Source organism: Legionella stuttgartensis (assembly GCF_977063405.2).
On sequence record NZ_CDRUHA020000062.1, the window covers coordinates 25636 to 50201 of the forward strand.

The following is a 24566-nucleotide window of genomic DNA, read 5'->3' on the forward strand; positions in this document are numbered from 1 at the left end:
GCTTCCTTATTACCCGATGTTGGATTGTTCACGGTAAATGCCATAAAAATAGGCGACTTGACTGGGCTGCAGCATTTTTTCGGACAGCTCCATCATAACCAGTTTGGGGTGTTCGAATAATGTTGGTGTTAATTCCATGGGTTTGTTGGATTGATTTTCGATGCGATACACATAGCCCGAAGACTCTTTGCCTCGGACTTGTTTCACCAGGGTTACTTTTAACTGTTTATGCAAACGAAAGGTCGTGGGTTTAATACTCACTTCTTGAAAACCAGAAGGTGTGGTGCCCTCCATAAGCGCCGTCATTAAATCACTTTGTTGGTATTGGCTCTGCTCTTGCGCCTTGGCATAATCAAACCCTTTTAATTTTTTGGATACCAGTTTAATGGTCTTACCTAAATCCTCAGTCGGAGATATGGTGGCTGAGAAATGATGATTCAGATTTGTTGTGAAATAGACGGTTAACGGAATATGCGCTAATGGCTTTAAAACCACAGCACCATCCAAATCATCCTCTGCATCGAAGCTTTGTTCTACAATAAAGGAATGTTCAGGGAAGCTGACTTTAACAATTCGCTCGCCTTCTACATCAATACGATTAAAGTTAAGAGAAGACAAAGACAGCGCAAATCGCTCCCCTTCTTCAAACTTAAGCGTGGCTGCTGTATTGCCTGCATGCAGTGAGGTAGAAAGCACGCTACTTAACATGAGGATTTGAAGTGATTTCATTGATGAACCTCCTTAATAGCCTTAGGCCACATCATCCCGTTCAAGTGAGCAAACTGGACTAAATAAATTTTCTTTTGTGGTTTCACTTCAAGACCATGACTGGTTCGATTTAACGTTCCGTCTACTTTGGCTTGCAGGGTGGATTCATCAATGTGAATGTTCTTTTCATAAAATACGGAACTAATGTTTTTTTCTTTCACAACGGCTGACTCTGAGTCCAGAATGGTTTTGAATGCCTCTTGATGAGACGCAGGAATTAAATGGACTAATGAAGCAAATCGAGCTGCTACCGTGTCTGGATTGTAGGTTAATCGTAATTGAATAACCTTTTTAGTCATGTCTTTAATATAAGAAGGTGAAAAGGAGGAGTTACTCAAGAAGTAACCGTCCTCAGTACAGATGGGCAACCAATGAGTTTCTTTGTTATTAACAACATGAACACAAAGCCCACCCAAAATGAACACCGCAATGGTGGATGTGACTGCCCAAGCCAGTGTCAGGTGAAGCAACACTTTATTTTTTGAAAGCACATTGTCACGAAATACACTGTTCATAAACTCACCCTACATAGATTCGATGCGCTGAATTAGGGAATGACCTAAAAATAAGCGTCGTCATGGCATGCGGTAAGGACCAATAAATCATTCCTAATAAAACCCGTAAAGGCAGCCCACCAAACTGAACATGCATGATTAAACTTAAAACGGCCCCAATCACAAAAAGCTGCGGTCCATAACCAATCAGTAATCCAATACCCGTGAGTAAATACACAGGTAATCCGGTAGTCAAAGGAACCCCTGCAATGCGTGGTTCCTCTGACAACATAAACGTCGAATAGTTATGCGACATAACTTAAACCCCAATGTGTGAAGATCATCAGTAAAGGCAAACCAATAAATACCCAAGGACTTTTTGTTTTCCACCAGGCAACCCCAGCACCCAAGGTTTCGCCTAGATATAAATAGCCAGGCAAATCCGAATTCTTACCAAAGGTGGCACTAACATCTCCTTTCATCGCACTTAAATAATTCTGACCTTCTGCATGTCCAGTGCTGGTAAGGCATAAAACAACAACCCAGCTGAAGACCAACAAGGGAACTGACCACTGTATAAATTCATAGAGCTTGATACTGCTCTTTCTGATTACTGCACTTACATTCATAATGCTCTCCTTTAGTTTGATGAACGCTGATTGAGTGAATCTAATTCGTGAATTAAATGATTTATTTTTTGTGTAAAAGGTCGTGTCATTGATGAGAAATAAGGACAATCGTTATAATTAGATGCAACGCGTGCTAATGTTCTATTCGCAAAATCGAGATTATCCCGTGCAAGTTCCATGCGTTCGCCTCGAATTAAGGAGGCAGACTGCTCCATCATGCTTCCTGAATAACCTACATCGATTGTGCAATACTCTTTGAGGTTGGCTTTTGCCAATTGGCTCAAACTAGCTCCCAAAAATTGGCACTCTGAAGCCAACTCCTCTTTACCCAGAGAGGCCGAAAACACGGCTCCCGATAAAAGCAAGGTGCTTAGGAATACTGATGATTTTTTAAGCTTCATTTGTTTCATTTTTAATAAATCTCCGTTTTTTGGGTAAAGAATCCCCTGAGCCTCCTATTTGTGCTCATTTTTTATTCTTTTTATTTAATGAATCGCGGTTTTAAAAAGAGTGCTTACTCATCCATGGTCATTCCTTTTGGCTTAATAATTGATTGTTCTTTTTCAGTTCCTCTAAAATTTGTGACAACACCTGGTTTGTTAAATCCAGTTTTTTGTATAAAGCTACATACTCAACGGATTTGGATATTTCAGGAAGTTCGGTATTCAGAGCAAACAAAAGCGCATACAGCCCGCCATTGGAAAGAATGTGTTTGAAATATTCGATATCCTGTTCTTCATTCGTTGAAGCATAAGCGGTAATTACCTGATTAAGCTTTACATTGTTTTCAAGCCCTATCTCTGGCTCAGCATAAGTCACTCCACTTCCAACCAAGAATGTCATCGACAATATAAGTATTTTAATTGCGTTCATTAGGTACTCCTTTTCTCATTCTTCAAAATTAATCCGATGTCTGATCTGTATCTGGAATGGTGGTGTTCTCAAGTTCACTCCTCATCACGATGACTTTTGCAAGATAGGGTTTTATCTTCGGTGCTAGATGAACACAGTAACTTCTTGCATTGCTGATTTCTTTTAATTCATTGTGCCCATAGGCCATAGAAACCAGTGCCCTGTCTTTGTTTTGATGCTGCAATTCATGTCCCGCTGATTCCAGGCTGCAGCAATTGCGATATCTCCAGAGCATAAATCGGTGGTGTGTTCTTCTGCTATCTGGTTTAATTGGTAAGACACATCAAAAATTCGCCGTTCTAAATCGTAGTTATTTAAATTAGCTGCAGCAGCGCATTGCATACCTAATGTCATGATAATAAATCCAGCTAGTATATTGATTCTCATTACTATTCCCTCTTTAACAGATTATTTTTTAAGGCATATGCTTCTTTCATAGAGCTCTATTCAGGTCAAATCAAAAGATACCAGCAATTGTTTTTACCAAACCCTGCTCTAATGCAGGACGTGCGTCCACAAACTTTAGATTCATTTTATTTGCGTTCGACACTATGCGCGTTTTATAGCTTTGATACTTGCTGTCGCGGGAATAATTTTGAGAGATCATTGTGCTACTGCCATTTTTTAGATTCGATTGCACTTGTTCTTTCACCTTAATTTCTTTCCCCACTTTTTCGCTGATTTGAATGTCAGTAATCATCGTGTAATTAATTTCTTTAACTAACGAATCCGCAGCCATACCAATCAATCCACCACCAAAACCACCAGCGACCATTCCAGCCGTGGAGTTAGTGAAACTTCCTGCCGCCGTACCTACCACAGCTCCTGCGATAGCAGACTCATAACCACCAAGTAATGCTGATTGGCTCGCTGAAGCACTCATTTTCCCAATTTTTAAGATATTTGCTTGCAAGATATAATATGCAGCATCTGGATTATTGAGTACCTTATACCCATGGTTCATTAATGCTGTTTTTAGCTGAGGCTGGATAGTAACCTCTTCATCAGAAGTATTTCGCACAGAAACATAAACCGTTTTTTGAGCGCTGGATACGGGGTGTAAAAAGATAGTGTCGCTTTGTTTTGTACTAACTTGCAACGACCCATGTTCTAGTACAGTGTGAGTTGCCGCACAGCCTGTAAGTGTGGCCATGGCTCCAACGATCAATGAGCGTGTCAATCCTGATTTAATGTATGCCTTCATTGCATTATCCTTATTTATCTTAATTTATAAGTGGTTAATTCCAGTGAGATCCCCTATTAAACTGACTCGTTAAACGCTCAATCACCGTTTCATTCAAGGCCATATCATGCGTATAAGTACCCTCTTTAATCTTTTGCATAATTTGCGTTTGAATCTCAAAACGATGGATTGGAATAACCTTAGGCGCATCAAATGCCAGCTTTATTTGACCATCGTGTTGTTGTTCTAAAACAGTACAAAACACTTTATTTCCGATAACCACGGTATCCCCTACCCTGCGCGTTAAAATCAACATATTTATTCCTCTTCTATTGGCTTATTTTTATCTGCTAATGCACTGTTTCATTCTCAATTGGATACATTAAAAACAACTGCTGCCGTCGCAATAATGAATAGGCATAGATTGCCGCTTGTGCATGTTTATCAAAATCCAAACCACTTATGTTTATGGCTGCCTGTTGTAAACAGGAAATACAACTCTCTAAAATATCGAATACTTCTTGTTCTACAGTCATAATTGATTATTTTGATAAGCGATAAGGTTATTGAACCATCATTTAAATGACGGTGCATTCACCTAGGTGCAAGGATAAGAAAAAAGTGAAAATATTTTTTTAGGATGAATAGGCTAATTAAAATAACTATTGAAATCGTAGGTAATTATCAAATATTTCATAAGATTTACATAATCGGTAAAGAGTTGTTCTAGGTTAGACTCATGCAATCCCATGTCCTTTAACCAGTTAAAAAAATCCTCTCCTTTTAACAAATTATGCACCTCCCTAAATTGTTCGACTTGATATATAAGCTCGTATTCTGTAATTGCGTACGTTTGTTGATCAAGAAGAGATAGTAAGTATTGATAATGGATCCTATTCTTTTTTGTTTCAGGAATTGATAGTAATTTAAGAATATTTTCAGCCCTCTGTAGAGAAGCTGAACATTCTGTCTGCTCATGCATAGGAGCACGCAACCAAACAGGAGACAAAGTAGACTCAATTAATTTTTTTTCAAAAAGAGTAAACTCTCTTTTTTTTCTATTTAAATAAAAATCCGTAGAAGGAATGAGCTGTTTGCTTAGAAAAAGCAATAACGACTTTGCATCCTCTTTTTTAGCCTCTATATAATTGGATTTAATCAAATGATAAAGATCTTCTGACACGTGTTGTGCAATTTTCTCCCAAGTTCTTTCAGCATAAAAAATAGATCGTATTGAATTTAAAACAGCTTCTTTATTAATACTATTTAGTCCCTCAAGGGTTAGGCGAATATTGATTAGAGGAATAGTTTGAGCATTATTGAATTTAGAATAAGCAATAGCTACTTCATCGTCACCAACTACTTCTTCATTCTTATACATCTCATATATACGTCCATAACCTCTCATGCCATAAGCATCCAGCTCCGCCGCTCTCAAAGCACCCATTGAAGCCGCACCCCAAACCTCAATACCGTAGTCTAATGCTGTTAATATTTCTTTATGCCACACAGAAGGAACCCAGGAAAAATTTCCATCGATGATAACTATCCGTTTATACCCTGCTTTTATTGCTTTAAGCACATCTCCCTTTTTGATTGAAGGTAAATACATCGCATGGGGAAGTAGATGTATCGCCTCTTGATAGGTTAAGGAAGTTTCTAAAAAAACGACGGTTTCATGCATGACTTATCAAATCCATAGAAACTAGTTTTACTTTTAAAATGCATATTTCTTTATCATAGTATTTATAAACTAAAATATCCTGATTCTTCCCCTTAATCTTTTCAAATAGAACCGAAAGAGTATCGTCTATCGTCTCTACCGAATAATTGGGCAACTCAGCAAAACCCTTTTTATCTATGACAACAGGAAACTCACTAGTTTTAAAATCATACTTAGTATGAATCAAGTCATCGCGGGAGCCTGCTATTGTGGTTACTCGCGATTGAATGGCCTCAGCCAGTGCACGATTTAAAGCTATTTGTTTATTGAGATGACATCCACCGCCTTTAAATAGAATTTGATTTTCAAAAGGATTTTTTGATTTAATCAATACCTCAAACGAAGGAATTTCATAAATATTTTCATGAGAATAAATATGACAATCAAATTTATTTGATAAATTTTTTGTCATTTTGCCATTAACAAAAGCAATTTCAGATATCTGCTGGGTATTTTGTCGTTCTATTACCTCTAGAATTCCGTGTAAAAGAGCCTCTTTATAATTATTTCCCCCAGCAAGTCCAGTTGTATCAGGAGAATAAATCAATACTTCTGGCAAATAAGAATTTAGTGAGTACTCAGCAAAAGGTACGAGAATGTTTTTTCTTGAAAATATTAATTCAGCTAGTACCCAACACATTGGCCGTGATGAATCATTAAAATGTACAGACTTTGAAAGATGATTTATTGGTATAAAAATAGTTTTGTCTTTAACTAACTCAAACTCTGACTTGTTAGTTACTTGTGGGACTAATTCTTCGGCAAAATATACTTCAATGGACTCCATCAATGCCGAGCACTGAGCCGCTTCTTTTGTAAATCCTTTTCCTTGACTCGTGGTTAACGATTTTGCTCTAGGCCTTATTGCAGTATAGACAGGTAGGGTTGTGTAATCTAAGTGGGTTAACTCGGCTAATCGTGTAATTCCTACCAGTTTCTTGAAAGGAGACAATACGCTTAGTGTTTCGCCGTAATTGCGAGCTCTTAAAGACGTTTCTGTATACTCAAAAATCATTTAGAAAACCTTTCATTAAGATAATAGGCATCAACGCCTAAGATTCTCAGTTCTGATACAAACAATTTACTTCGATATCCTGATGCACAATAAAATACCAACTTCTTATCTTTGTAGGATAAGAAAAAAGAATAATCAGTATTCTCTTTAATAGGAAAAAATAGATCATCATCTAACTTAGTAATCTCTCGTTCTTCTTTTTGCCTTATATCAACTAGAAAATGTTTGGTTCTATCAAGTTGCTCCAAGGAAATTCCATAATCAGCGCTTTGATTCTGCAGATACCTTAAGCTGATTTTTCTTTGTTTACATGCAAAACAGTTATTATTTTGCTTTATGGGCATGGAAGAGATGTTGAAGTTTTTTGCATCTATTATTCGTATCTGTGGTACTTTCTCATTCTCTATCTTGAGTAAATAATTTAATGCAAGATTAGCAGCCATGGTTCCTGCTATTCCTGTCACAGTGCCTAACACACCCGCTTCAGAACAATTAGGTATTACACCTATAGGTGGTGGATTGGGGTATAGACAACGATAACAAAGCTGCTTTGTATCAAATAAAGCAAGCTGAATGATATTGACCAAAATACTACAGCTGATAAATACTTTATTCTTTAAAACACAAATATCGTTAATAAGATATCTTGTTTCAAAATTATCTGTTCCGTCAATAATCAAGTCGATATCAGATACTAAGGAATATCCTAAATCCACATCAAATCTTTTAGTGTGAGCCTCTATAACAATATTTTTATTAATTTTACTTAAAACATCTCTCGCCTTTTCTGCCTTATAGAATCCTATATCGGATTCATTAAATAAGATCTGTCTATGCAAATTAGAAAGGTCTACTTTATCATCGTCGACAAGAATTAACTTTCCTGCACCAGCTGCGGCAAGATATTGAGCTACAGGACTACCTATCCCTCCGAGCCCAACGATCATAATTGTTGCGTTATTTATTAGTTTTTGACCTTGCTCTCCAATAACAGAAATTTGGCGTTTGTATCTATCCACTCTATTATCCTCCTGAAATAGAAGTTACAATACATACCTCATCATTAGGGTTAAGAGTAATTTCTTTAATGGATGATATCTGTTCTGAATTAACAAAAACGGAAATGTATCCCTTTGAACAACCATTTTCGTCAAACATCTTTTCAAAATTCTCTTTATAAAATTCTGCTAATACTTGTTGCAAATTTGATTTATTGGAAACCAATTGGATTTGTTTTCTATCTGAATTAAACTCTATTAATTGATATTCATGCATTCCTATAACCCGTAGATTTTTGTATAAACGACATATATAATTTACTTATATTTTTAACAATTGTGACGAAAATATGAACGAACAACTGTTTAAAGACCTTACTAAAAACTCATCAGCAGCCAAAATGAGGCTATAATCGATTTTTAGAATTAATATATTTCTACAATATCTTGCTCTGCAAGAAAGTTCCCTATTTTATTTATTTCAGTAATAGAGTCATCCCAACAAATCACCATCGCTGACTTAGACATATGCGCCATTTGCTCGCTTGTATCATCAGGCCTAACAAAAAGTGTCCACTCATTTTGTACAGAAAGTTCAGGCTTATTAATTTTTTTTATAACACCGTTCTTTCTAGGAAAATAACCGCAAACATAATGGTTTTTATTCTTTACCAAACGAGGAGGTTCAACTCCACAAACAATACAACATAAAATTGTTTCAAGGCTGATCGAGTATTTCTTCTGGTATAACTTATTAAGACCAATACCTGGAGGTCTAGCATTGGTTTCAATAAATTGAATATAACCATTCTCACTCATGAAAAACTCAGTGTGAAGTACCCCGTTATTGAATTCTAATAACTGGCACACCTTAACTGAAGCATCAAAAATCAATTTTCTCTGATGTGCATCTAAAATATTCAGACTAAATATAGGTAAATTTTTACTGACCATTAAATGATTTGGATGAGTATATTTTCTAGCTTCTACAAGTAATATATTCCCATCAAATACTGCCAATTCTGAATGGTATAAATCATCTGTCACATAAGCTTGAACGATATATTTTTCCTCATTCTCTTTCTTATTGAGCAAAAAATTACAAAACTCCTCTTCAGTTTTAATATGATATGTCTCATAAGAACCAGAGGAATTAATAGGTTTAATAAATATCTCTTGTACATCTATCTTTTCTTTGATTGATTTTAGGTTTGAAGATTCAATCAATGGAGTTGTTTTAGGATATGAAAATAAACCATCCAATTTTTGATACATAAGATCTTTATGACTTAATAGCATCGATGTATTCAAGCTCATACCTGCAATATTTAGATTTTCCCTGACTTTTGCTATATCAACAAACATATCTTCCGAAAAACAGACTATATAATCAGGGCGAATCGAATCACAAATAGCTAGTAGATCTTCAAATGAAAATGAGCTTACTAATACATTTTCTCTGTCCTTAACAAACTTAGATACATCTTTAATCAAAAAAAGGGGAGAAATCCCTAATTGAATGAGTAGATCACAATCAATTAGTTCATAATCCTGAAGGGGATCAATGCATAACAGAGTCTTTATTTTCATTGTATTTAATACCAAAACATCCTACTAAAAATGTTGTTTTCGAAGGGAACTGCTCAACTGAATAACCAAGCTTATCAGTTACCTCTAAAAATCGAGGATCGTAAGAAAAGATTGTCTCTCTAGGCAACTTAAATAGGTTATTAGTTACTTGGTTATTTTTTTCATGAAAAAGCGTTAAATCCAGATTAGTAGCACTTTCAAAAAACGGGGTACTCTTGAAATGACCTAATTTCTTTATATGATCTGCATATTGTAAGTAAGTATCGTATATTAATTCACAGCGTTGTGGTTTATTAGAAAATGAGGTTGGTTTGAAAGCCATCTCTTCTTTGAGTATTGAATAAAAAACAGGATCGTTTTTATTTTTATCAAAATGAACAGGCTCCATAACAAAGGGAGTATATTTGGATTTATATATATCGCGATACACCTCAATAATAAAATCTAAGGGCAACAAATCATCACCAGCAGCTAATCCGTAGCCAGGAACTTGTCCTGTTCCTATAGTAATTAATTGGCTAATCGCATTATTAGTGAATTCATTTTGAGATATTTCGGGATTATTTGCCCGAACATAAGCCATTAGATAATTATAAAAAGGTAGATTTGCATAATATCCTGTCTGATTAGAATCAAACTCCATCACTAAACTCAAAAGAGTAGGTAATTTATTCTCTTTTATTAAGGTTACAATTTCAGAAGGAAATACCAATAATCTTGACCGCCAGTTACAATTAGCCGCATCACATAAGCTTTTGAAGGTTAAATAATGATTTCCAAGATCATCTGGTACTGGAATATCTGCCTTAAAATACTTTTCTAAACTAGCATGAGGCCTTGCATCTGCCACGGGACAAAGCAAGAATGTATTCCTCGCGCCCGAGGATATTTGTAATATATCGGTAGGATGATGAGTATTTGAAGCATTATAAAGTGAACTAACGCTTAAAAAATCTCCTTCTCTATAGACCTGGTGTGTACTCGACTTCCCTTTAAATTCAATAAACATTTCAAGATTCTTTTCTAAAACCATTGAAAAAGGAACTGAAGACAGTCTGCCACCAGTATTTGGTAAATAAAAATGGTGTTCATCTGCAATGATCTGTCCATACTGATATTCAAGTACAGTAAAAAGCATATTTTCAATGCCGTCTATGGTTTCCAATACTTCATAGAGGCGTTTGTTAACCCGAGCTATGTCCGTTTTTACCTTATCCCACGATAATTCACTCATATGGCATCAATATAAAATCCTATTAATTAACTGAATCATACAAGAGAACATGAGGGTATTCAATCAAGTTGTATTTCATGTAATAAAATTTATTGGTAAAAATAATAATTTTTATTGCATTAATGCATTTCAAGTTATAAATTATGTCACATGGAATGCGTTTTATATAAAAACGGAGTTTTAAATGACAATCGATCATGTGGATAATCAAATCATAAAAATGATAGTCAGCGGCTGTCATGTGAATGACATTGCAGAAGATACAAAAAAGTCAAAAAGATACATTCTTTATCGACTCAGTGACTTAAAAACAAGCTTTAATTGTAAAACCACGCCTCAATTAATTTATATGCTGACTACATCAGGTTTAATTAAGTAATATTTTTCACATGGATGTATTATGAATAATTCGATTTATTATTTAGGCTTTAACAAGCTTCTTTCATTAACCAAATGCCCTAAAGAAGCACTTCTTTTAGATAAAATAATCTTTCATCATCAAGGCACTCTTTTAAAGCGTGAGAATAGATTATGGTTTACAAGAAAAATCCCTGATCTTGCGGCAGAACTTGGGTTTAGTGAAAGCAGAATATACATCTACCTAAAGAACTTAGAAGACGAAGGCCTAATTATCCGAAAACGATTTAAATATTACGGCGTACCTCGATCGTTTATAGCTATTACAGAGACACTTCAAAACAAATTACAACTGATCTACAAAGAACCAGAAACCATTATAGAGATAAAAGAAAAGGAGATTACCCCTGAACCGGATATAAGCGAGAGAATGGATTATCTTGTTTCAACAGATACCATTAATAAAGAAAAAAATAGAGTAATTAATAATATTACTTTTCCTAATTCAGGCAATAAATTACCATTTACTGAGCTCAATATCGTTAAAGGGATGTTGATGAATGTTCAAAAGCAACACGGAGTAAAACTATCCTCACCGCAAAAAATCTTCGATGAGGTGGTATTTTCATTAAATAACCAAGAGCAATTTCAAAAAATTGGCACTTTTCAACACAAAATTAATATCATTTCTCAACTTCTTCGCACTAATCGCTGGAGAACACCCAAAGGATTTAATAAATACTCTCCAGAAGGGAAACATTACCAAGAAAAGCAAGATCAAGAAAAGGCTGCCCGCCTACAATTGAAGAAGGAAGAGTGTACTTATTCTGGATTAGATGAGATAGCTACGAATAACCGTTTATGCAATGTTTATGAATTGGCTCATCATCCAAGTACTAACAAGGAATTGCAAAAATCCCTTCAAATTCAACAAAGCCTTATTAATGGTATTAAAAAAGATATTAAAGCAATAAAAAACCCTAATATATTGGATAATTTTCTAAAAATATTAACTCAAGAAGAAACAAAATTATCTAAGTTACAGGCCGAATTATCGTTACAATAGATTATACCATTGCCTTGATAGCTTCGGTCGAGTTTTTTTGTATACTATTCTCAATCGTTTTAGAACAAAACCAGAGAATAAGTGCACCAAAAATTGCATAAAAACCTAGCTGGGTAAAAGCATCCAAATAGTGTTCATTACTAATAAGAGGATTTAATGATTCAGATTGAGTCATTAAATTAGAAAAATAATTGGATATTGTGGCTGCTATTCCTGAGGCCATCATCCATATACCCATCATGAGCCCTTGTAATTTTTCTGGTGCAAGACTTCCTATCATCGCGTAACCAACAGGAGCAATAAGCAACTCCCCTATTGCTTGAAGAAGATAATGCACAATAATCCAACTCATGCTAGTTAATCCATCAGTACCACAACTCTCTATGCCAACAGTCAATGCCAAAAACGACAAAGCAATAAACAGTAAGGAACTCATAAATTGTTTTGATATGGAAATGGTGATTTGTTTCTTCCTTAATTTATCAAATAGTTTGACTGCTATAGGTGAGCCAATAATTACGAAAATTGAGTTTAAATTCATTAACCATTGTGGAGGAATATAATAAGAACCCATATAAATATTCACGTTGTACTTCAAAAATTGAGAAATACCCATCGGTCCTACAAAATAAAGCATCCAAAATACAATTGAACTTCCAGTTAAAAATACAAAAGAATAAATTTTTTTTCGTGCATTATGCGGACTTAAACTACGTCCAAGTAATGTAATATATAATAATGCCGCAGCACCAATAAAAAGTATGAGGCTATTTGCTAACCAGGAATAATAAAACCCTGCTAGAAGGATAGGTATAATTAGTATGATTAATACCAGTCCTAGCTGACCCCTCTTTATCTCCTCTCTGATATTTACGTTATCTTTTGCAAAATATCTCCACGATTTAATTATGAAAAACACCGTAATTAGATTAATCAAATTACTTACTTCAAATAAACGATCGTATCTATCGTTAATATCAATAAACCCACTCATAACATAACCAGAGAGAAACCCTATATTCATCGCGCTGTAATTATAAAAAAATGCTTTTTCTCTTAATTCATTTTCGTTACTAGTAAATTGTTGGGTAATAAGGCAATTAATACATGTAGATCCTAATCCGCAACCGATAAGAAACAAACTTAGCCCTAGATATACAAATGAATCAGAAAAATTAAGGACTATTAGGCCTAAAGTTTGTATGAGTGTTGAAATGGCAAATAGCAATCGATTACTTAAAAATCTGTCCCCAATGTAACCAGCTGCAAAATGCAAAATGAAATTTGATGCAAGAAAAAATCCAACGACCCCATTGGATTGCATTTGAGTTAAGCCAATGTTCTTTGTCAAATAAAGGGATAATGATGAAAATAAAATAGCAAAACTAAATGTAGTTACTGCGTTTAACCAATGTAAATACACTATTCCTTTTTTCTCACCTCTTACAGCATGCATTTCATATCCTTATTAAAAAAATTCTTTACTGTTACATCACACAATTAATTTCTTCATGTTTTAGTAGGATTAAATCCCGAAACAATTTTTTAGGGTTCAACTTGCATTGATGGAATGACTGTTTATTCGGCCAATATAAATCCACTTTTACAATGCTCAATAATACTAAATATCTTTATAAAATAATTATCAACGTTAAGAAATCCTATCTTTTTGTCCAGCTCTCCAACTTTTATGGCATTCCATGTTTCGATCGCTTCCTCTAGTGTTCCTAAATCATCTGGCATAATGACAAATGCGTCTGCCAGTTGTTGAAGCATTTCTTTTCCTTTCTTGCATGGAAGAGACTATATGAAGTTCATCTAGAATGTCTAACGTTTTTTGCTAATAAACCGATCATACCCAGACTTGACCCACAATAAACTATGGGAAAGTCTATAAGACATTTCATGAGCAAATTTAATAACAGCTTTTTTAAATGCAGGATTACTTCCAGAGCTAGCGCTAATCTATACAAAAATTGTTTTCATTACACATTCTCTTTATTACTTAGTATCATACAAACAATGCTTGCTATGAAATAGGAATAGAAATTATGGAGCGAACCCTCCCTGCAAACGTCCCACCATAAAATAATACCCGTCCCCGTAAATGTCCCATCTTTAAAGTTTATATCCATTCCTTAATCGCTATTGAACCAACTCCATATAATCTTCCATTGATATGATAGTACCTATTTCATTATGTTTATTTTCTTTAATGAAGCTATGAAAAGAGGCTTTGGTTGCAGGGTGATCTAGGCCATGCTTTTTATACCAATTTTTAAGAATACTACTTTGCTCTTTTATGAACTCCTCAAAATCATTGTTTAAACCGCTTTTTTGATGTTCTGTTAATTTATCTAGATAAGTGTTTATCTTTTTATTTACATACTGCTTATAGCGCTCTGACTGCTCTTCCAATTTTTCTTTCTTTTCTTTTTCTTTAGCCTCTAAGATCTTGCGACGCTCATTAATTACAGCTTTGCTCGATCTGCTTAGCTTATAATCTTTTTTCAGTGCTTCAATCAAATAGCCAGCTAATCCTCTAATTTTTCCAGCAACAAAACTTTCTGATTGAGTAATAATTTCTACTTTCTCTCGAATATACTCACTATCATATTTTGCATATGTCTCATCAATCATTTGAGTCGAAAATCCAAAAGTTTTAATTAATATTTGTTTTAACTCTTCATCAATTGATAAATTATTTAGTTGAATTGGAGATTCATCTATCTGTTTTTCTAGTTTGAATCGAACTCTAGTAACTTTCTGATTAACTCGTTCTATTTCAGGAACAATATGAATAGGTGATACGGTATTTACTTCATTTACCCCAACATCAAGTACTCTTTTCTTAAAATCCTTAAATACTTGATATTTTCCATCAAATACGCCCATTAACTTTCTAAAAATCTCTATAGGAAACCATGGTGTCTGCGCAAGTCCTTTATATCGAATACAGTTCTCATAAAGCGCCAAACCATAACCTGATTTAAACTTTGAAATTAGATCAATATTGATTTGACCATAAATCTCTGGTTGATACATGAGATCTTTCATTACCTGACTATATTCATAAATACAAATCCCATTTGAAAGTTCCGCAGAAGCCAATATTGAGCTTGCCTTCCACTTTTTTTCTTGTCCTGTTGAACAATCAATAACGTTCCACTCGATAGCTATTGTTATTAATCCAATGAGAGCTTCCTTTAACTTTGCAGTATCTTTGCTATTGTAACCAATCAGTTGATATAGCTCTTTTCCTCTAATTTCGAATTGCTGTTTGTAAGGAAGATCTGGATATGCATTAAATAGCAGGGCATTAAACAGCTTTCGCTGAACTAATGACAGGTTATTAGAACAATGTATCGCGTTAACATGTTTTTTGAGTTCTAGGCTCTTATTATTTATTGCTACGCTTCCCATACGTTTCTCCATGCTACTAAACACGTAATCCGAGTACTCGGATTAGCTTTCAATCCGAGTACTCGGATTCTGCTACAATTTGCTCTAAATAATTTGAAACGTGTTTACACATATCTTCTACATTAACAAAACTAGCAATCTCTTTATTAAGAACAATAGATGGAAGTCCTCGATAATCTGACTTAAAAGTAAATAATTTTTTCCCATTTATAGAAATATAAGACTTAGCATTACTGGTAGTTTTAGTTTCATTTTTTTGTAGTAATGTCTTATCTTCAAATATTTTTTCTAATTTAGCTTGTGAGGTGATTGTCTTACCTAACTGATTCGCAATAGAGAGCATTTTATCGTAGTTGCTTTTAGACTTATTAAGTAATTGAACAATCGTTACAGCAAGCTGTTTAGAAAGGGTATGTACATCAGGGATAGCACCCACTATATCTTCTGGAATTTTAGAATAAGCCATCAATTCATTAAATGTTGAATAGGAAATACGTAATTTTTCAGAAAGTTCCTTTTCTGTTTTAAATACATTATCTGATAACAAGCGTTTATAAAGCATCGCATTAGAATAATTACTAACATCATTCCGTAGCTTATTTTCTGCATCTTGCGATGCAATCGCGTCTTGTACGTTGGGAATATCTTTTCTAATTACAAGAAAAGGAATTCCTAATCGCATACAGGCGATGTGTCTTCTTCGACCGAAAATAACCTCATACTTTATTTTCCCATGAGGATTAGGGTGGTTTCTTACTAAAGCTGGCTGTAACTGCTTATTTGATTTAATAGAATCAATTAGACCATCAATATCACCCAACTCACCTTCTTGGCGGTTAGCATATTTCCATGGCTCGCACTCTTCTGGGTTAACGTAAATTAATTCCTGTTCGGCAAATTCAATCCCAGATTGGGTTTTAAAATAAGATGGCGCCTTAGGAGCAGCTTGTTTTAAAACCACTTCTTCCTCAGCAGTTTCTATTTTCTTCACTTGACCACTTTTCATTAGCATACCTAAGGGGCCAGAATTATGAACGTTACGTTTGCTATTATCCATGTTACTCTCCACTTACAAAGGATGCTTTAGATTGCTTTTCCCAGATTTCTTTAAAGTTATTAATAATTTCAAGGTTTACATCATCCAAATGTTGCAAAGCTCTGCGATAAGCTTCGCGACTACCACGCGGTTTTGAAACATCATAAATGGTTCCAATCTCATTAGCTGCTTTTGCAACTTCAACGGTTTCACACATATGATTTGTGAGAATATATCTACCAAACTGCTCTCGCATCATATTCTCCATCTGTAATGCTTCGTTACTTCCGCTGTGTTTGGAAATGAGGATTCGCAAATACTCCAATTTTTTTGAAGGTAATTCCTTGAACATATTTCGTAAGGTAGCCGTATACATAATAAAACTTGAATAATCGTTCATACTTGGAGGAATAGGAATAATGATTCCATCGCAGGCAATGATTGCGTTGAGCGTTAACAAACCAAGATTTGGGCCACAGTCGATCAAAATAACATCATATTGATTTTTAATAATCTTTAATGACTCTGATAAGCGAATAAAAGGAGAACCTAAACGCTCATGGTTGTTTTCTTTTTCGTTAGGTAAAATAAGATCACAATCTTGTATAGCTAAGTTAGCAGGGATGATATCTAAACCATCAAAATGCGTTTTTAGTATTACATTTTCGATGTTGTTAGGATTGGAGATTAACACATTGGTTATTGTGTCTTCGTAACGTAGTTCCAAATCGGGGATTAACCCTGAACTAATTAAAGTTGCTGTTCCTTGTGCATCGAAGTCTAACAGGAGAACCTTTAAACCTTCGATGGCAATTTTCTTTCCTAAATCAACTGTAGTTTCAGTTTTCCCAACTCCGCCTTTTAAGTTAGAAACAGCTATGGCTAAGCATTTCGAACCTTTTGGCCTTTTGTATCGAGTTTCTGCTTTATCTCTAAGCGTATTAATGGCAGCCAATGTATATTTTTTAACTTTTCTGCCATTTTCAGAGTCTTCGATTACTACTCCTGGTATATCATCTGAGGATTCTAATAATTTTCTGAATGTAGGGTCAGAAACCTTAACCATTTTTGCGGCTTCAATTGCTCCCCAAGTTCTTGGTTTTTTTCTTTTTTCGGGATTAATTACAAAATTTCTTAATGTAAGTAACATTTCGTTACCCGCTTGATAGAATTTATCCATTAACTGTTCTGGATGATCTGTACCATACGTAATGATTTGAGGATCAAGCATGATTTCCCTTTTATTAAAATAATTAATTTTCACATTTTTTATAATTTATCTATGATTTATTGAAAATGCAACAGAAAATTAAAATTTCTATTTACTATAGAAACACAACGTGTTTTAATTTTTTTAAGATCATTTTATTAGTTGTTTAGATGTTGGATGAGTCAATGTTCTTAAGGGTTTGAAGGGAATTTTAGGGACATTTACGGGAATTATCAGGGACGTTTACGGGGATGGCTGTGGCGTTTACGGGATAGGGTGAGACGTTTTCAGGAAGTAATAATAAGAAAAATAACTGATGGTGCGACGTTTACAGGTAGGGTGGGACGTTTGCAGGGATAATTGAGGAGAGACACCCGTGTCAAATTTAGAATTGAAGGGATTGAAGTTGCTTCGAGCCTTAGACAATTCATTCCAGGATGGAGAATCTATACCCAGCGAATCGATAACTCATTTAGCTATTGAGTTATTAAATTCTGGCAAATATCAGCCTAGAAAACAATTTGATGAATCTATTTTAGACGAGCTTGCAAACTCCATCAAAGTCCAAGGGATTATCCAGCCACTTATTGTTAGAAAGATTGCAGAAGAACGTTATGAGATTATTGCTGGCGAGAGACGTTGGCGAGCAGCAAAAAAAGCAGGATTATCTTATGTGCCTGTTATTATTAGAAATATTGATGATAATGTTGCTCTTGCATTTTCACTGATTGAAAATATTCAGCGTGAAAATCTTAACCCGATTGAAGAAGCGTTAGCATTAAACCGTTTTCGCGAAGAGTTTGAAATGACTCATGAGGACATAGCACAAATGATAGGGCGCTCTAGAGCCTCGGTTACTAATACGCTTCGCTTACTATCTTTGGATTCTAGAGTAATAGAGATGCTAAACGAGGGTAAGATTGATATGGGACATGCCCGATCGATTTTGAAACTTTCGCCAGAACATCAATATCAGGTTGCATGCACCGTCATTGAGAAACAGCTCAATGTGCGTGATACGGAGGCATTAGCAAACCGATTGAAGTCATCAGGGAATAAGGAACGTGACAAGACTTTTTCTTCAGCTACACGGCATGACAAGTGTGAGGAGTGGAGTACCTATCTATCTCAACAATTTACAACAAATGTTTCTGTAAAAGTAAATGCTGAGGGTAAGGGAAAAGTGATTATCGAGGTGAATTCTGCTAGTGAGGTTGATTGGTTGATCAAACTAATGAGCGAAAGAGGATAGTTATCCACAAAATCTGTTGATAACGTTTTGTGATAATCGTGGGTTATAACGTAATTAAGCCTGTTAATGAGAAAGAAGAGTGTGTTTAATTTTTGGATTAATGATGAGACCATTGCGTATTTTTATCAGTAGCGTACAACAAGAATTTAAAGAAGATCGTCTAGAGATATGCCATTGGTTGAAAAATGATCCCTTAATGCGTCGTTTTTTTGATCCATTTTTATTCGAAGAATTACCTGCCCATGATAGAAGAGCAGATCAAGTTTATCTAGAACAAGTACGTGCTTGTGATATCTATATTGGTCTTTTTGGTTATGATTATGGCTTTGAGAATGCAAAAGGTGTTTCCTCTACGGAGGAAGAATACAATCTAGCTTCCGAGGAACATAAGACCCGATTAATTTTTATAAAGGGAAATGAAGAAAGTAAACGCCACCCTAAAATGAAAACCCTTATTACTCGTGTTGGAACTGAATTAATCAGAAGACGCTATCAATCTGTTTCCGAGCTTATCTCTGGTGTTTATGCTGCCCTAATACATGATTTAGAGGAACGAAAATTAATTAGAAATAGCCCTTTTGATGCTGCTCCTTGCAGAGGAGCAACATTATTAGACTTAGATGAAGAAGGAATAACGACTTTTTTACGTCGAGCAAAACGCGGACGTGGATTTCCATTGCCTATCGATGCGACCCCTTTTGAATTATTGTCTCATTTGAACTTGCTGGATGAGGATAAGCCTACACATGCAGCAATGTTACTCTTTGGAAAACAACCACAACGGTTTGTTATGTCATCCGAGGTAAAATGTGCTCATTTTCACGGGACAGAAGTAGCCAAACCCATTCCTTCATATCAAGTATATAAAGGCACGTTATTTTCACTGGTCGATCAAGCGATTGATTTTGTAATGTCCAAAATTAATCTTTGGGTGGGAACCAGAGAGGGAGGGGCGGAAGTGCCTGTAGCCTATGAAATTCCCCAGGAAGTTGTCGCAGAAGCGATTGTGAATGCGGTTGCTCATCGTGACTATGATAGTAATGGAAGTGTGCAGGTTATGCTGTTTGCAGATCGATTGGAAATTTGGAATCCAGGAGGACTCCCTCCATCATTAACTTTAGAGAAGTTACGTCATCCACATGGTTCTGTTCCAAGAAATCCCTTGCTTGCTGAGCCATTGTATTTAACGAAATATATCGAGCGTATGGGAACTGGTACAGGGGATATGATTCGTCGTTGCCGTGAGGTTGGAATGCCAGAGCCTGAATTTTCTATCTCTGATGGATTCAAGACTACCATTTGGCGTAAATCATCATCGATGACCGGACAAGTTACCGGACAAGTTACCGGACAAGTTACCGGACAAGTCGACCCATGGGTTGAGCGGGTACTCAGAGCATGTGAGCTAAAAGGTGAGCTGAAAAGTATAGATCTACAAGAGGTAGCAGGAATCAGGCATCGAGAAACTTTTCAACGTAATTATCTTGATCAATTGCTCAGGGATGAGTTAATCGAGCGTACTATCCCAGATAAACCTAAAAGTAGATTGCAAAAATATCGCTTGTCCCAAAAGGGAAAAATTTTATTAGAAGATTTATCTAAAAATAAAAAATAGAATTAAGCAGGTGTTAGAAAAGAGAAAGAGATAAAAGCAATTATTAAAGTGACTTTGTTTGAATGATTTCTTGTTTAAGTGAGCAGTGTTTAGCAAATATCAACGAAGGGCATTTTTTATGCGCTTAAGTAAAAAAATCAACTTCCATATTTTAGTTTTAAGCGTTGTTTTCACTATAACCAATGGTTTGGTTACATAAAAAAACGTCGTTTCATTAAGCGCTATTAAAACACGTTTATAATAACTCTGTATATTAAATAATCATTAAGCATAGATGGATTCGATATTAAAAGGGAAGATCAGCCAAGCCAAAACGGTAAGCTATGGTATTATTTAGAAAATAGTCAAATTAGCAATGCGTTTCAGGCGATCCGGGTTATCTTCAACATAAATTGCGGTAGTAACAATGTTGGCATGATCTGCAAGACGAGAGACTGCTTTAATATCAGCGCATTGCTCAATTAAGCGGGTAATGAAAGTACGTCGACCAGAATGAGAACTTGCTCCAATAATTCCTGCCTTATCATAGGGTGACTTGAACCATTTTTGCAAACTATTGGGCGTAAAGCGACCTTTACGTTGAGTCTGAAATAAGGGATTGTCTCGTGCAACATGTTTTAGGGTATCGAGATGTGCTTGGAGGGCTTTGCGGATTTTTTCATTGGCAAGATAAGCGTAACGTTGCTTATCACCTTTGGTCATTGAGCGCTTCAAACAAATCGCTTCAAGTAATTGATCGTTGTAATCGGCGACATCTGCAATAGTAAGTGAAGCAATTTCTTTGACTCGGAGTCTAAGTCCAAAAGAGCAAAAAATAAGTGCTACATTTCTAATAGCAAACTGTCCATCTTTGGCAAGGAGAAGACGTTTAAACTCCATTTCACTTAAGACTTCAGTTTTTCCTTCTTTTGGGATAAAAGACTCAATATTTTCCTGTTTTAATGGTATTCTAAATAAATTAGGCTGTCTTGGCAAAAGCAAAAATAAAACTGTTGTTTATAGTAAGAACTTTAGTATGAATACACTCATCGATGCAGCAATAAAATATCTTTCCAATCATTATTGCAGTGAAAAAGAACTCATAAGGCAATTGGAGAGGGATTTTTCTCATGTGCCCGAGTTAGATGCTCAGATTCATGCAACCATAGCTCGTCTTCGGGAATTACATTTAATTAATGATAATCGTTTGGCTGAATCATTAAGTGCCCGCTATATCCATAAAGGAAACCGTTTTATTCAACAAATATTAAAACAGAAGGGCGTTAAAGAAGAAGTGATTAAGCAAGTCTTAGAACATATTGAATTGGAAGAAGTTCGTGCCCTGGATGAAGTCCGGAAAAAAATGCGTGGATTTAAAAATGAGACCGATGAGGCGATAAACACAAAATTGGCTCGTTTCTTAAGTGGTCGAGGTTTTTCCCATGCTACGATAAAAACCGTACTTAAACAGTTAAGTGAAGAACAGACCACTTAAAGTTTTAGATAGTGTAGTGGATGAGTACAACAATCATTTGCATCCTTAAGAAAAGAATACAGTAAATTAAACTCTGAATGAAATGATAAACTTACAACGCATCATGATTATTGATCGACCAGGAAGTGGCAAGTCCACTTAAAGATCTATAATGAAGAAATGATTGGTGATTACAATCATACTCCCTTTACCATCTACATAAAATCTATCGACAAAAGGACCGTTTTAGCAGGTTGTTATGGGGATGTCACTCGAGCCAATTGCTATGTCGATTGCATTTGGGTTCATCCGGATTTTAGACAAAAAGAATTAGGACGAAATCTCATGGAAAAACTGGAAATTTTTGCAAAACAAAAGAATTGCCAAGTGATTACCATTGAGACGGCCGAATTTCAGGCAAGATCTTTTTATGAACAGCTTGGGTATGTTGTCATATCCATGACAGAACATAATTGTTTTTTGGATTTCAACGTTTATTTGATGAGAAAATCGCTATGAAACAAGAACACCAATTGATTTATGAGCTAGAAATTTCTCTATTAAGGTCGGAAACGAGAAAATCTAGTGCGCAACTGAAACTATTGATTGCTGATGAATTTATCGAGTATGGGGCCTCTGGCTCAATTTACAATAAGAACGACCTACTTGATTCTCTTCCAGAAGAAGAGCAACGAAGCTATATGGTTAATGATTTTTCAGTTTTAGAGGTGTCGCCTGAAGTCATGTTGGCAACTTATAAGGTTACTGTTGCCTCAAAAAGTTCTTTACGTTCTTCACTCTGGCAATACAAACACAATCGTTGGCAAATGGTGTTTCATCAAGGAACGCCTTGCCACGAGTGCGAGGAATAATCCATTTTTACAGGTATTATGATGATAACAATAGCCTACCTAAAACAATATTCAGACTGTATTCCAAAGCTTGCTAAGATTTGGCATGAAGTTTTAGGTAAAATCTGGATGCCAGAGATTGGAATTGAAGAAATTGAATCTTTGTATTACGAAGAGCTGAACCAAGATATGCCTTTTACTTACATTGCGCTATACGATGAAATTCCTGTAGGTTCTTGTACTTTGCAACTAAATGAAGATATTCGACCAGATTTAGGGCCTTGGATTGGTGATTTGGTGGTTGATCCAAAATATCAAAAACAGGGGATCGGAAAAATGTTAGTTGATGCCGCAGTCGAGAAAGCAAGAGAACTTGGCTTTGAAAAACTGTACTTGTTTGCTCTTGATCCTACCATACCTGAGTATTATAAGCGCCTTGGTTGGAAAAAAATCGGTATGGATGAATTTAAATCTCATCCTGTAACGGTGATGGAGATCAGTTTATGAAGATAAAAAGGGTAATGCAAAAAGACTGGGAACTATGGAAATCATTTCGATTAGAAGCGCTAAAGAATTCACCTGAAAGCTTTGGCTCTTCTTATGAAGAGGAAGTGCTTATGTCCGATGCTGATTTTCAACATGGATTAAGTAAAGGATATGTATTGGGTGTCTTTGTTGACGATTTATTGGTGTCTTGTGTTGGATTCTATACGCTTAATTCACTTAAAACCAAACACCGAGGTGTACTTTGGGGTATGTATACTCGTCTTGAATACAGAGGAAAAGGTATTGCAACAGCATTAATTCAAACCCTGATACAGCATGCAAGGACCTGCGTCACTCAATTGCACCTAACCTGTATAGTAAGTAATTTTGTGGCCTGCGCTTTTTATCAAAAGCAAGGATTTCGAATTTATGGTACCGAACCTAAAGCACTTAAAATTAATGGTACCTTTTATGATGAATATTTAATGGTATTGGATTTCAATGAGGAACCCATGAAAAAACTGGAAACTTATCAGAGCCTTTGTACTGAAGTATATGATTTAAGTAAACCTAATGCACCACAAGATGAATACTCATTCTATCGAAGCTATGCCGCAGAGGCTAAAGGCTTGATTTTAGAGCCTATGTGCGGCTCAGGTCGATTTTTACTGCCTTTGGCTGCAGAAGGATTTGATGTTCTTGGCTTTGATGCAAGTCAACCAATGCTAGAACGACTGCATGCAAAAGCGAAGAGCAAAAACCTTAAGCCAAAAGTCTGGCATGGTTTTATTGAAGATTTAAAGCAATCCGACAAATACTCTTTGATTTTTATACCTAGCGGCTCATTTGGTCTCATCACAGAAAAGGTGGATATCCAAAAAGCCTTAAAAACCATTTATGAGCACTTGGAAGATAAAGGTCTTTTTGTATTTGAAGTAGAAACACGCCATGCGGTTCCTAAAGAATTAGGTATTTGGAGAGGTACAAGATGGCCAAAAGAAGATGGAACACTTATCCTACTCAGCCAATTAGCTATGCTCGATGAGGAAATTTGTTACTCTATAGGTAAATATGAACTGATTGATAACAACCGTGTAATTCAAACAGAGGTTGAGGAATGCAAAATTCGAATTTATCAAGATACTTCTTTCTTACTTAATTTGCTTACTGAGGTTGGTTTTAGCAATGTACGAACGGTTAAAGCATTTGACCGAAACGCATCGCCTAATGAAACAGACGAAAGTATTGTTTTTGAGTGTAGAAAATAATTG

31 protein-coding genes and 2 pseudogenes are annotated in these 24566 nt (G+C 35.5%); 10 read left to right on the forward strand and 23 right to left on the reverse strand.

Annotation, left to right across the window (positions count from 1 at the left end):
- Positions 1-9 precede the first annotated feature (9 nt).
- The 16 genes from traK to ACWTEW_RS23190 form a co-directional block, all read right to left on the reverse strand.
- A complete protein-coding gene (gene traK / locus ACWTEW_RS23115; protein WP_454783406.1) occupies positions 10-729 on the reverse strand; it encodes a type-F conjugative transfer system secretin TraK in 720 nt (239 codons plus the stop codon).
- Entirely contained in the window at positions 726-1283 is a 558-nt protein-coding gene (locus tag ACWTEW_RS23120; RefSeq protein ID WP_454783407.1) for a TraE/TraK family type IV conjugative transfer system protein, read from the reverse strand. Before ACWTEW_RS23120 ends, traK begins: the two co-directional genes overlap by 4 nt.
- A gap of 4 nt (positions 1284-1287) precedes the next feature.
- Positions 1288-1578, reverse strand: a complete 291-nt coding sequence (gene traL, locus ACWTEW_RS23125) for a type IV conjugative transfer system protein TraL (RefSeq protein WP_454783408.1) — start codon at positions 1576-1578, stop codon at positions 1288-1290.
- Positions 1568-1891, reverse strand: coding sequence for a pilus assembly protein (locus ACWTEW_RS23130; RefSeq protein ID WP_454783409.1), 324 nt, complete (start codon positions 1889-1891; stop codon positions 1568-1570). The genes traL and ACWTEW_RS23130 overlap by 11 nt, the downstream gene beginning before the upstream one ends.
- A gap of 11 nt (positions 1892-1902) precedes the next feature.
- The gene (locus ACWTEW_RS23135) at positions 1903-2301 is read right to left on the reverse strand and encodes a hypothetical protein (RefSeq protein ID WP_454783410.1); all 399 of its coding nucleotides are present in this window, start codon (positions 2299-2301) and stop codon (positions 1903-1905) included.
- 118 nt (positions 2302-2419) lie between these two features.
- The gene (locus tag ACWTEW_RS23140; RefSeq protein WP_454783411.1) at positions 2420-2764 is read right to left on the reverse strand and encodes a hypothetical protein; all 345 of its coding nucleotides are present in this window, start codon (positions 2762-2764) and stop codon (positions 2420-2422) included.
- A 162-nt stretch (positions 2765-2926) separates the two neighbouring features.
- A complete protein-coding gene (locus ACWTEW_RS23145) occupies positions 2927-3190 on the reverse strand; it encodes a hypothetical protein (protein WP_454783412.1) in 264 nt (87 codons plus the stop codon).
- A gap of 70 nt (positions 3191-3260) precedes the next feature.
- A complete protein-coding gene (locus ACWTEW_RS23150; protein WP_454783413.1) occupies positions 3261-4007 on the reverse strand; it encodes a complement resistance protein TraT in 747 nt (248 codons plus the stop codon).
- 34 nt (positions 4008-4041) lie between these two features.
- Complete coding sequence (locus tag ACWTEW_RS23155) at positions 4042-4302, reverse strand: carbon storage regulator (protein WP_454783414.1); 261 nt, start codon at positions 4300-4302, stop codon at positions 4042-4044.
- A gap of 34 nt (positions 4303-4336) precedes the next feature.
- The gene (locus ACWTEW_RS23160) at positions 4337-4522 is read right to left on the reverse strand and encodes a hypothetical protein (RefSeq protein WP_454783415.1); all 186 of its coding nucleotides are present in this window, start codon (positions 4520-4522) and stop codon (positions 4337-4339) included.
- Between the two features lie 113 nt (positions 4523-4635).
- A complete protein-coding gene (locus ACWTEW_RS23165) occupies positions 4636-5670 on the reverse strand; it encodes a TfuA-like protein (protein WP_454783416.1) in 1035 nt (344 codons plus the stop codon).
- Complete coding sequence (locus ACWTEW_RS23170) at positions 5663-6724, reverse strand: YcaO-like family protein (protein WP_454783417.1); 1062 nt, start codon at positions 6722-6724, stop codon at positions 5663-5665. The genes ACWTEW_RS23165 and ACWTEW_RS23170 overlap by 8 nt, the downstream gene beginning before the upstream one ends.
- On the reverse strand, positions 6721-7743 hold the full coding sequence (locus ACWTEW_RS23175) for a ThiF family adenylyltransferase (RefSeq protein WP_454783418.1): 1023 nt from the start codon (positions 7741-7743) through the stop codon (positions 6721-6723). Before ACWTEW_RS23175 ends, ACWTEW_RS23170 begins: the two co-directional genes overlap by 4 nt.
- A 4-nt stretch (positions 7744-7747) precedes the next feature.
- Positions 7748-7999 carry a MoaD/ThiS family protein gene (locus tag ACWTEW_RS23180; protein WP_454783419.1) on the reverse strand — a complete coding sequence of 84 codons (252 nt, stop codon included), beginning with the start codon at positions 7997-7999 and terminating at the stop codon, positions 7748-7750.
- 149 nt (positions 8000-8148) lie between these two features.
- Entirely contained in the window at positions 8149-9312 is a 1164-nt protein-coding gene (locus ACWTEW_RS23185) for an ATP-grasp domain-containing protein (RefSeq protein ID WP_454783420.1), read from the reverse strand.
- Positions 9284-10546, reverse strand: coding sequence for a hypothetical protein (locus ACWTEW_RS23190; protein ID WP_454783421.1), 1263 nt, complete (start codon positions 10544-10546; stop codon positions 9284-9286). The genes ACWTEW_RS23185 and ACWTEW_RS23190 overlap by 29 nt, the downstream gene beginning before the upstream one ends.
- A gap of 184 nt (positions 10547-10730) precedes the next feature.
- On the opposite strand from ACWTEW_RS23190, the gene ACWTEW_RS23195 reads away from it, so the two are divergent.
- Entirely contained in the window at positions 10731-10925 is a 195-nt protein-coding gene (locus ACWTEW_RS23195; protein WP_011212464.1) for a hypothetical protein, read from the forward strand.
- 21 nt (positions 10926-10946) lie between these two features.
- On the forward strand, positions 10947-11969 hold the full coding sequence (locus ACWTEW_RS23200) for a hypothetical protein (protein WP_454783422.1): 1023 nt from the start codon (positions 10947-10949) through the stop codon (positions 11967-11969).
- A 1-nt stretch (position 11970) separates the two neighbouring features.
- Here ACWTEW_RS23200 and ACWTEW_RS23205 read toward each other — a convergent pair whose 3' ends face one another.
- The 6 genes and pseudogenes from ACWTEW_RS23205 to ACWTEW_RS23230 all read right to left on the reverse strand — a co-directional run.
- Positions 11971-13425 (reverse strand): peptide MFS transporter, encoded by a 1455-nt coding sequence (locus tag ACWTEW_RS23205; protein ID WP_454783423.1) that lies wholly within the window; start codon positions 13423-13425, stop codon positions 11971-11973.
- Positions 13426-13547: 122 nt separating this feature from the next.
- The gene (locus ACWTEW_RS23210) at positions 13548-13745 is read right to left on the reverse strand and encodes an LOG family protein (RefSeq protein WP_454783424.1); all 198 of its coding nucleotides are present in this window, start codon (positions 13743-13745) and stop codon (positions 13548-13550) included.
- Between the two features lie 369 nt (positions 13746-14114).
- The gene (locus ACWTEW_RS23215; RefSeq protein WP_454783425.1) at positions 14115-15392 is read right to left on the reverse strand and encodes a replication initiation protein; all 1278 of its coding nucleotides are present in this window, start codon (positions 15390-15392) and stop codon (positions 14115-14117) included.
- A gap of 49 nt (positions 15393-15441) precedes the next feature.
- Positions 15442-16449 carry a ParB/RepB/Spo0J family partition protein gene (locus tag ACWTEW_RS23220; RefSeq protein ID WP_454783426.1) on the reverse strand — a complete coding sequence of 336 codons (1008 nt, stop codon included), beginning with the start codon at positions 16447-16449 and terminating at the stop codon, positions 15442-15444.
- Between the two features lies 1 nt (position 16450).
- Positions 16451-17659 carry an AAA family ATPase gene (locus ACWTEW_RS23225; RefSeq protein ID WP_454783427.1) on the reverse strand — a complete coding sequence of 403 codons (1209 nt, stop codon included), beginning with the start codon at positions 17657-17659 and terminating at the stop codon, positions 16451-16453.
- Positions 17660-17715: 56 nt separating this feature from the next.
- Positions 17716-17787, reverse strand: a pseudogene (locus ACWTEW_RS23230) (hypothetical protein); the annotation flags it as partial.
- Positions 17788-18014: 227 nt separating this feature from the next.
- Here ACWTEW_RS23230 and ACWTEW_RS23235 point away from each other — a divergent pair.
- Both ACWTEW_RS23235 and ACWTEW_RS23240 read left to right on the forward strand, forming a co-directional pair.
- On the forward strand, positions 18015-18890 hold the full coding sequence (locus tag ACWTEW_RS23235) for a ParB/RepB/Spo0J family partition protein (RefSeq protein WP_454783428.1): 876 nt from the start codon (positions 18015-18017) through the stop codon (positions 18888-18890).
- 100 nt (positions 18891-18990) lie between these two features.
- Positions 18991-20505: an ATP-binding protein gene (locus ACWTEW_RS23240; RefSeq protein ID WP_454783429.1), complete on the forward strand. Its 1515-nt coding sequence runs from the start codon at positions 18991-18993 to the stop codon at positions 20503-20505.
- 333 nt (positions 20506-20838) lie between these two features.
- On the opposite strand, the gene ACWTEW_RS23245 is transcribed toward ACWTEW_RS23240, so the two are convergent.
- Positions 20839-21486, reverse strand: coding sequence for a tyrosine-type recombinase/integrase (locus tag ACWTEW_RS23245; RefSeq protein ID WP_454783430.1), 648 nt, complete (start codon positions 21484-21486; stop codon positions 20839-20841).
- A 34-nt stretch (positions 21487-21520) separates the two neighbouring features.
- On the opposite strand from ACWTEW_RS23245, the gene ACWTEW_RS23250 reads away from it, so the two are divergent.
- From ACWTEW_RS23250 to ACWTEW_RS23275, 6 genes and pseudogenes are all read left to right on the forward strand, one after another.
- Positions 21521-21979, forward strand: a complete 459-nt coding sequence (locus ACWTEW_RS23250) for a regulatory protein RecX (RefSeq protein WP_454783431.1) — start codon at positions 21521-21523, stop codon at positions 21977-21979.
- Positions 21980-22138: 159 nt separating this feature from the next.
- On the forward strand, positions 22139-22477 hold the full coding sequence (locus ACWTEW_RS23255) for a GNAT family N-acetyltransferase (protein ID WP_454783432.1): 339 nt from the start codon (positions 22139-22141) through the stop codon (positions 22475-22477).
- Positions 22474-22830 carry a nuclear transport factor 2 family protein gene (locus ACWTEW_RS23260; protein ID WP_454783433.1) on the forward strand — a complete coding sequence of 119 codons (357 nt, stop codon included), beginning with the start codon at positions 22474-22476 and terminating at the stop codon, positions 22828-22830. Before ACWTEW_RS23255 ends, ACWTEW_RS23260 begins: the two co-directional genes overlap by 4 nt.
- A 21-nt stretch (positions 22831-22851) precedes the next feature.
- A complete protein-coding gene (locus ACWTEW_RS23265; RefSeq protein WP_454783454.1) occupies positions 22852-23316 on the forward strand; it encodes a GNAT family N-acetyltransferase in 465 nt (154 codons plus the stop codon).
- A 14-nt stretch (positions 23317-23330) separates the two neighbouring features.
- Positions 23331-23765, forward strand: a pseudogene (locus ACWTEW_RS23270) (GNAT family N-acetyltransferase); the annotation flags it as partial.
- A 42-nt stretch (positions 23766-23807) separates the two neighbouring features.
- The gene (locus tag ACWTEW_RS23275) at positions 23808-24563 is read left to right on the forward strand and encodes a class I SAM-dependent DNA methyltransferase (RefSeq protein ID WP_454783455.1); all 756 of its coding nucleotides are present in this window, start codon (positions 23808-23810) and stop codon (positions 24561-24563) included.
- Positions 24564-24566 lie beyond the last annotated feature (3 nt).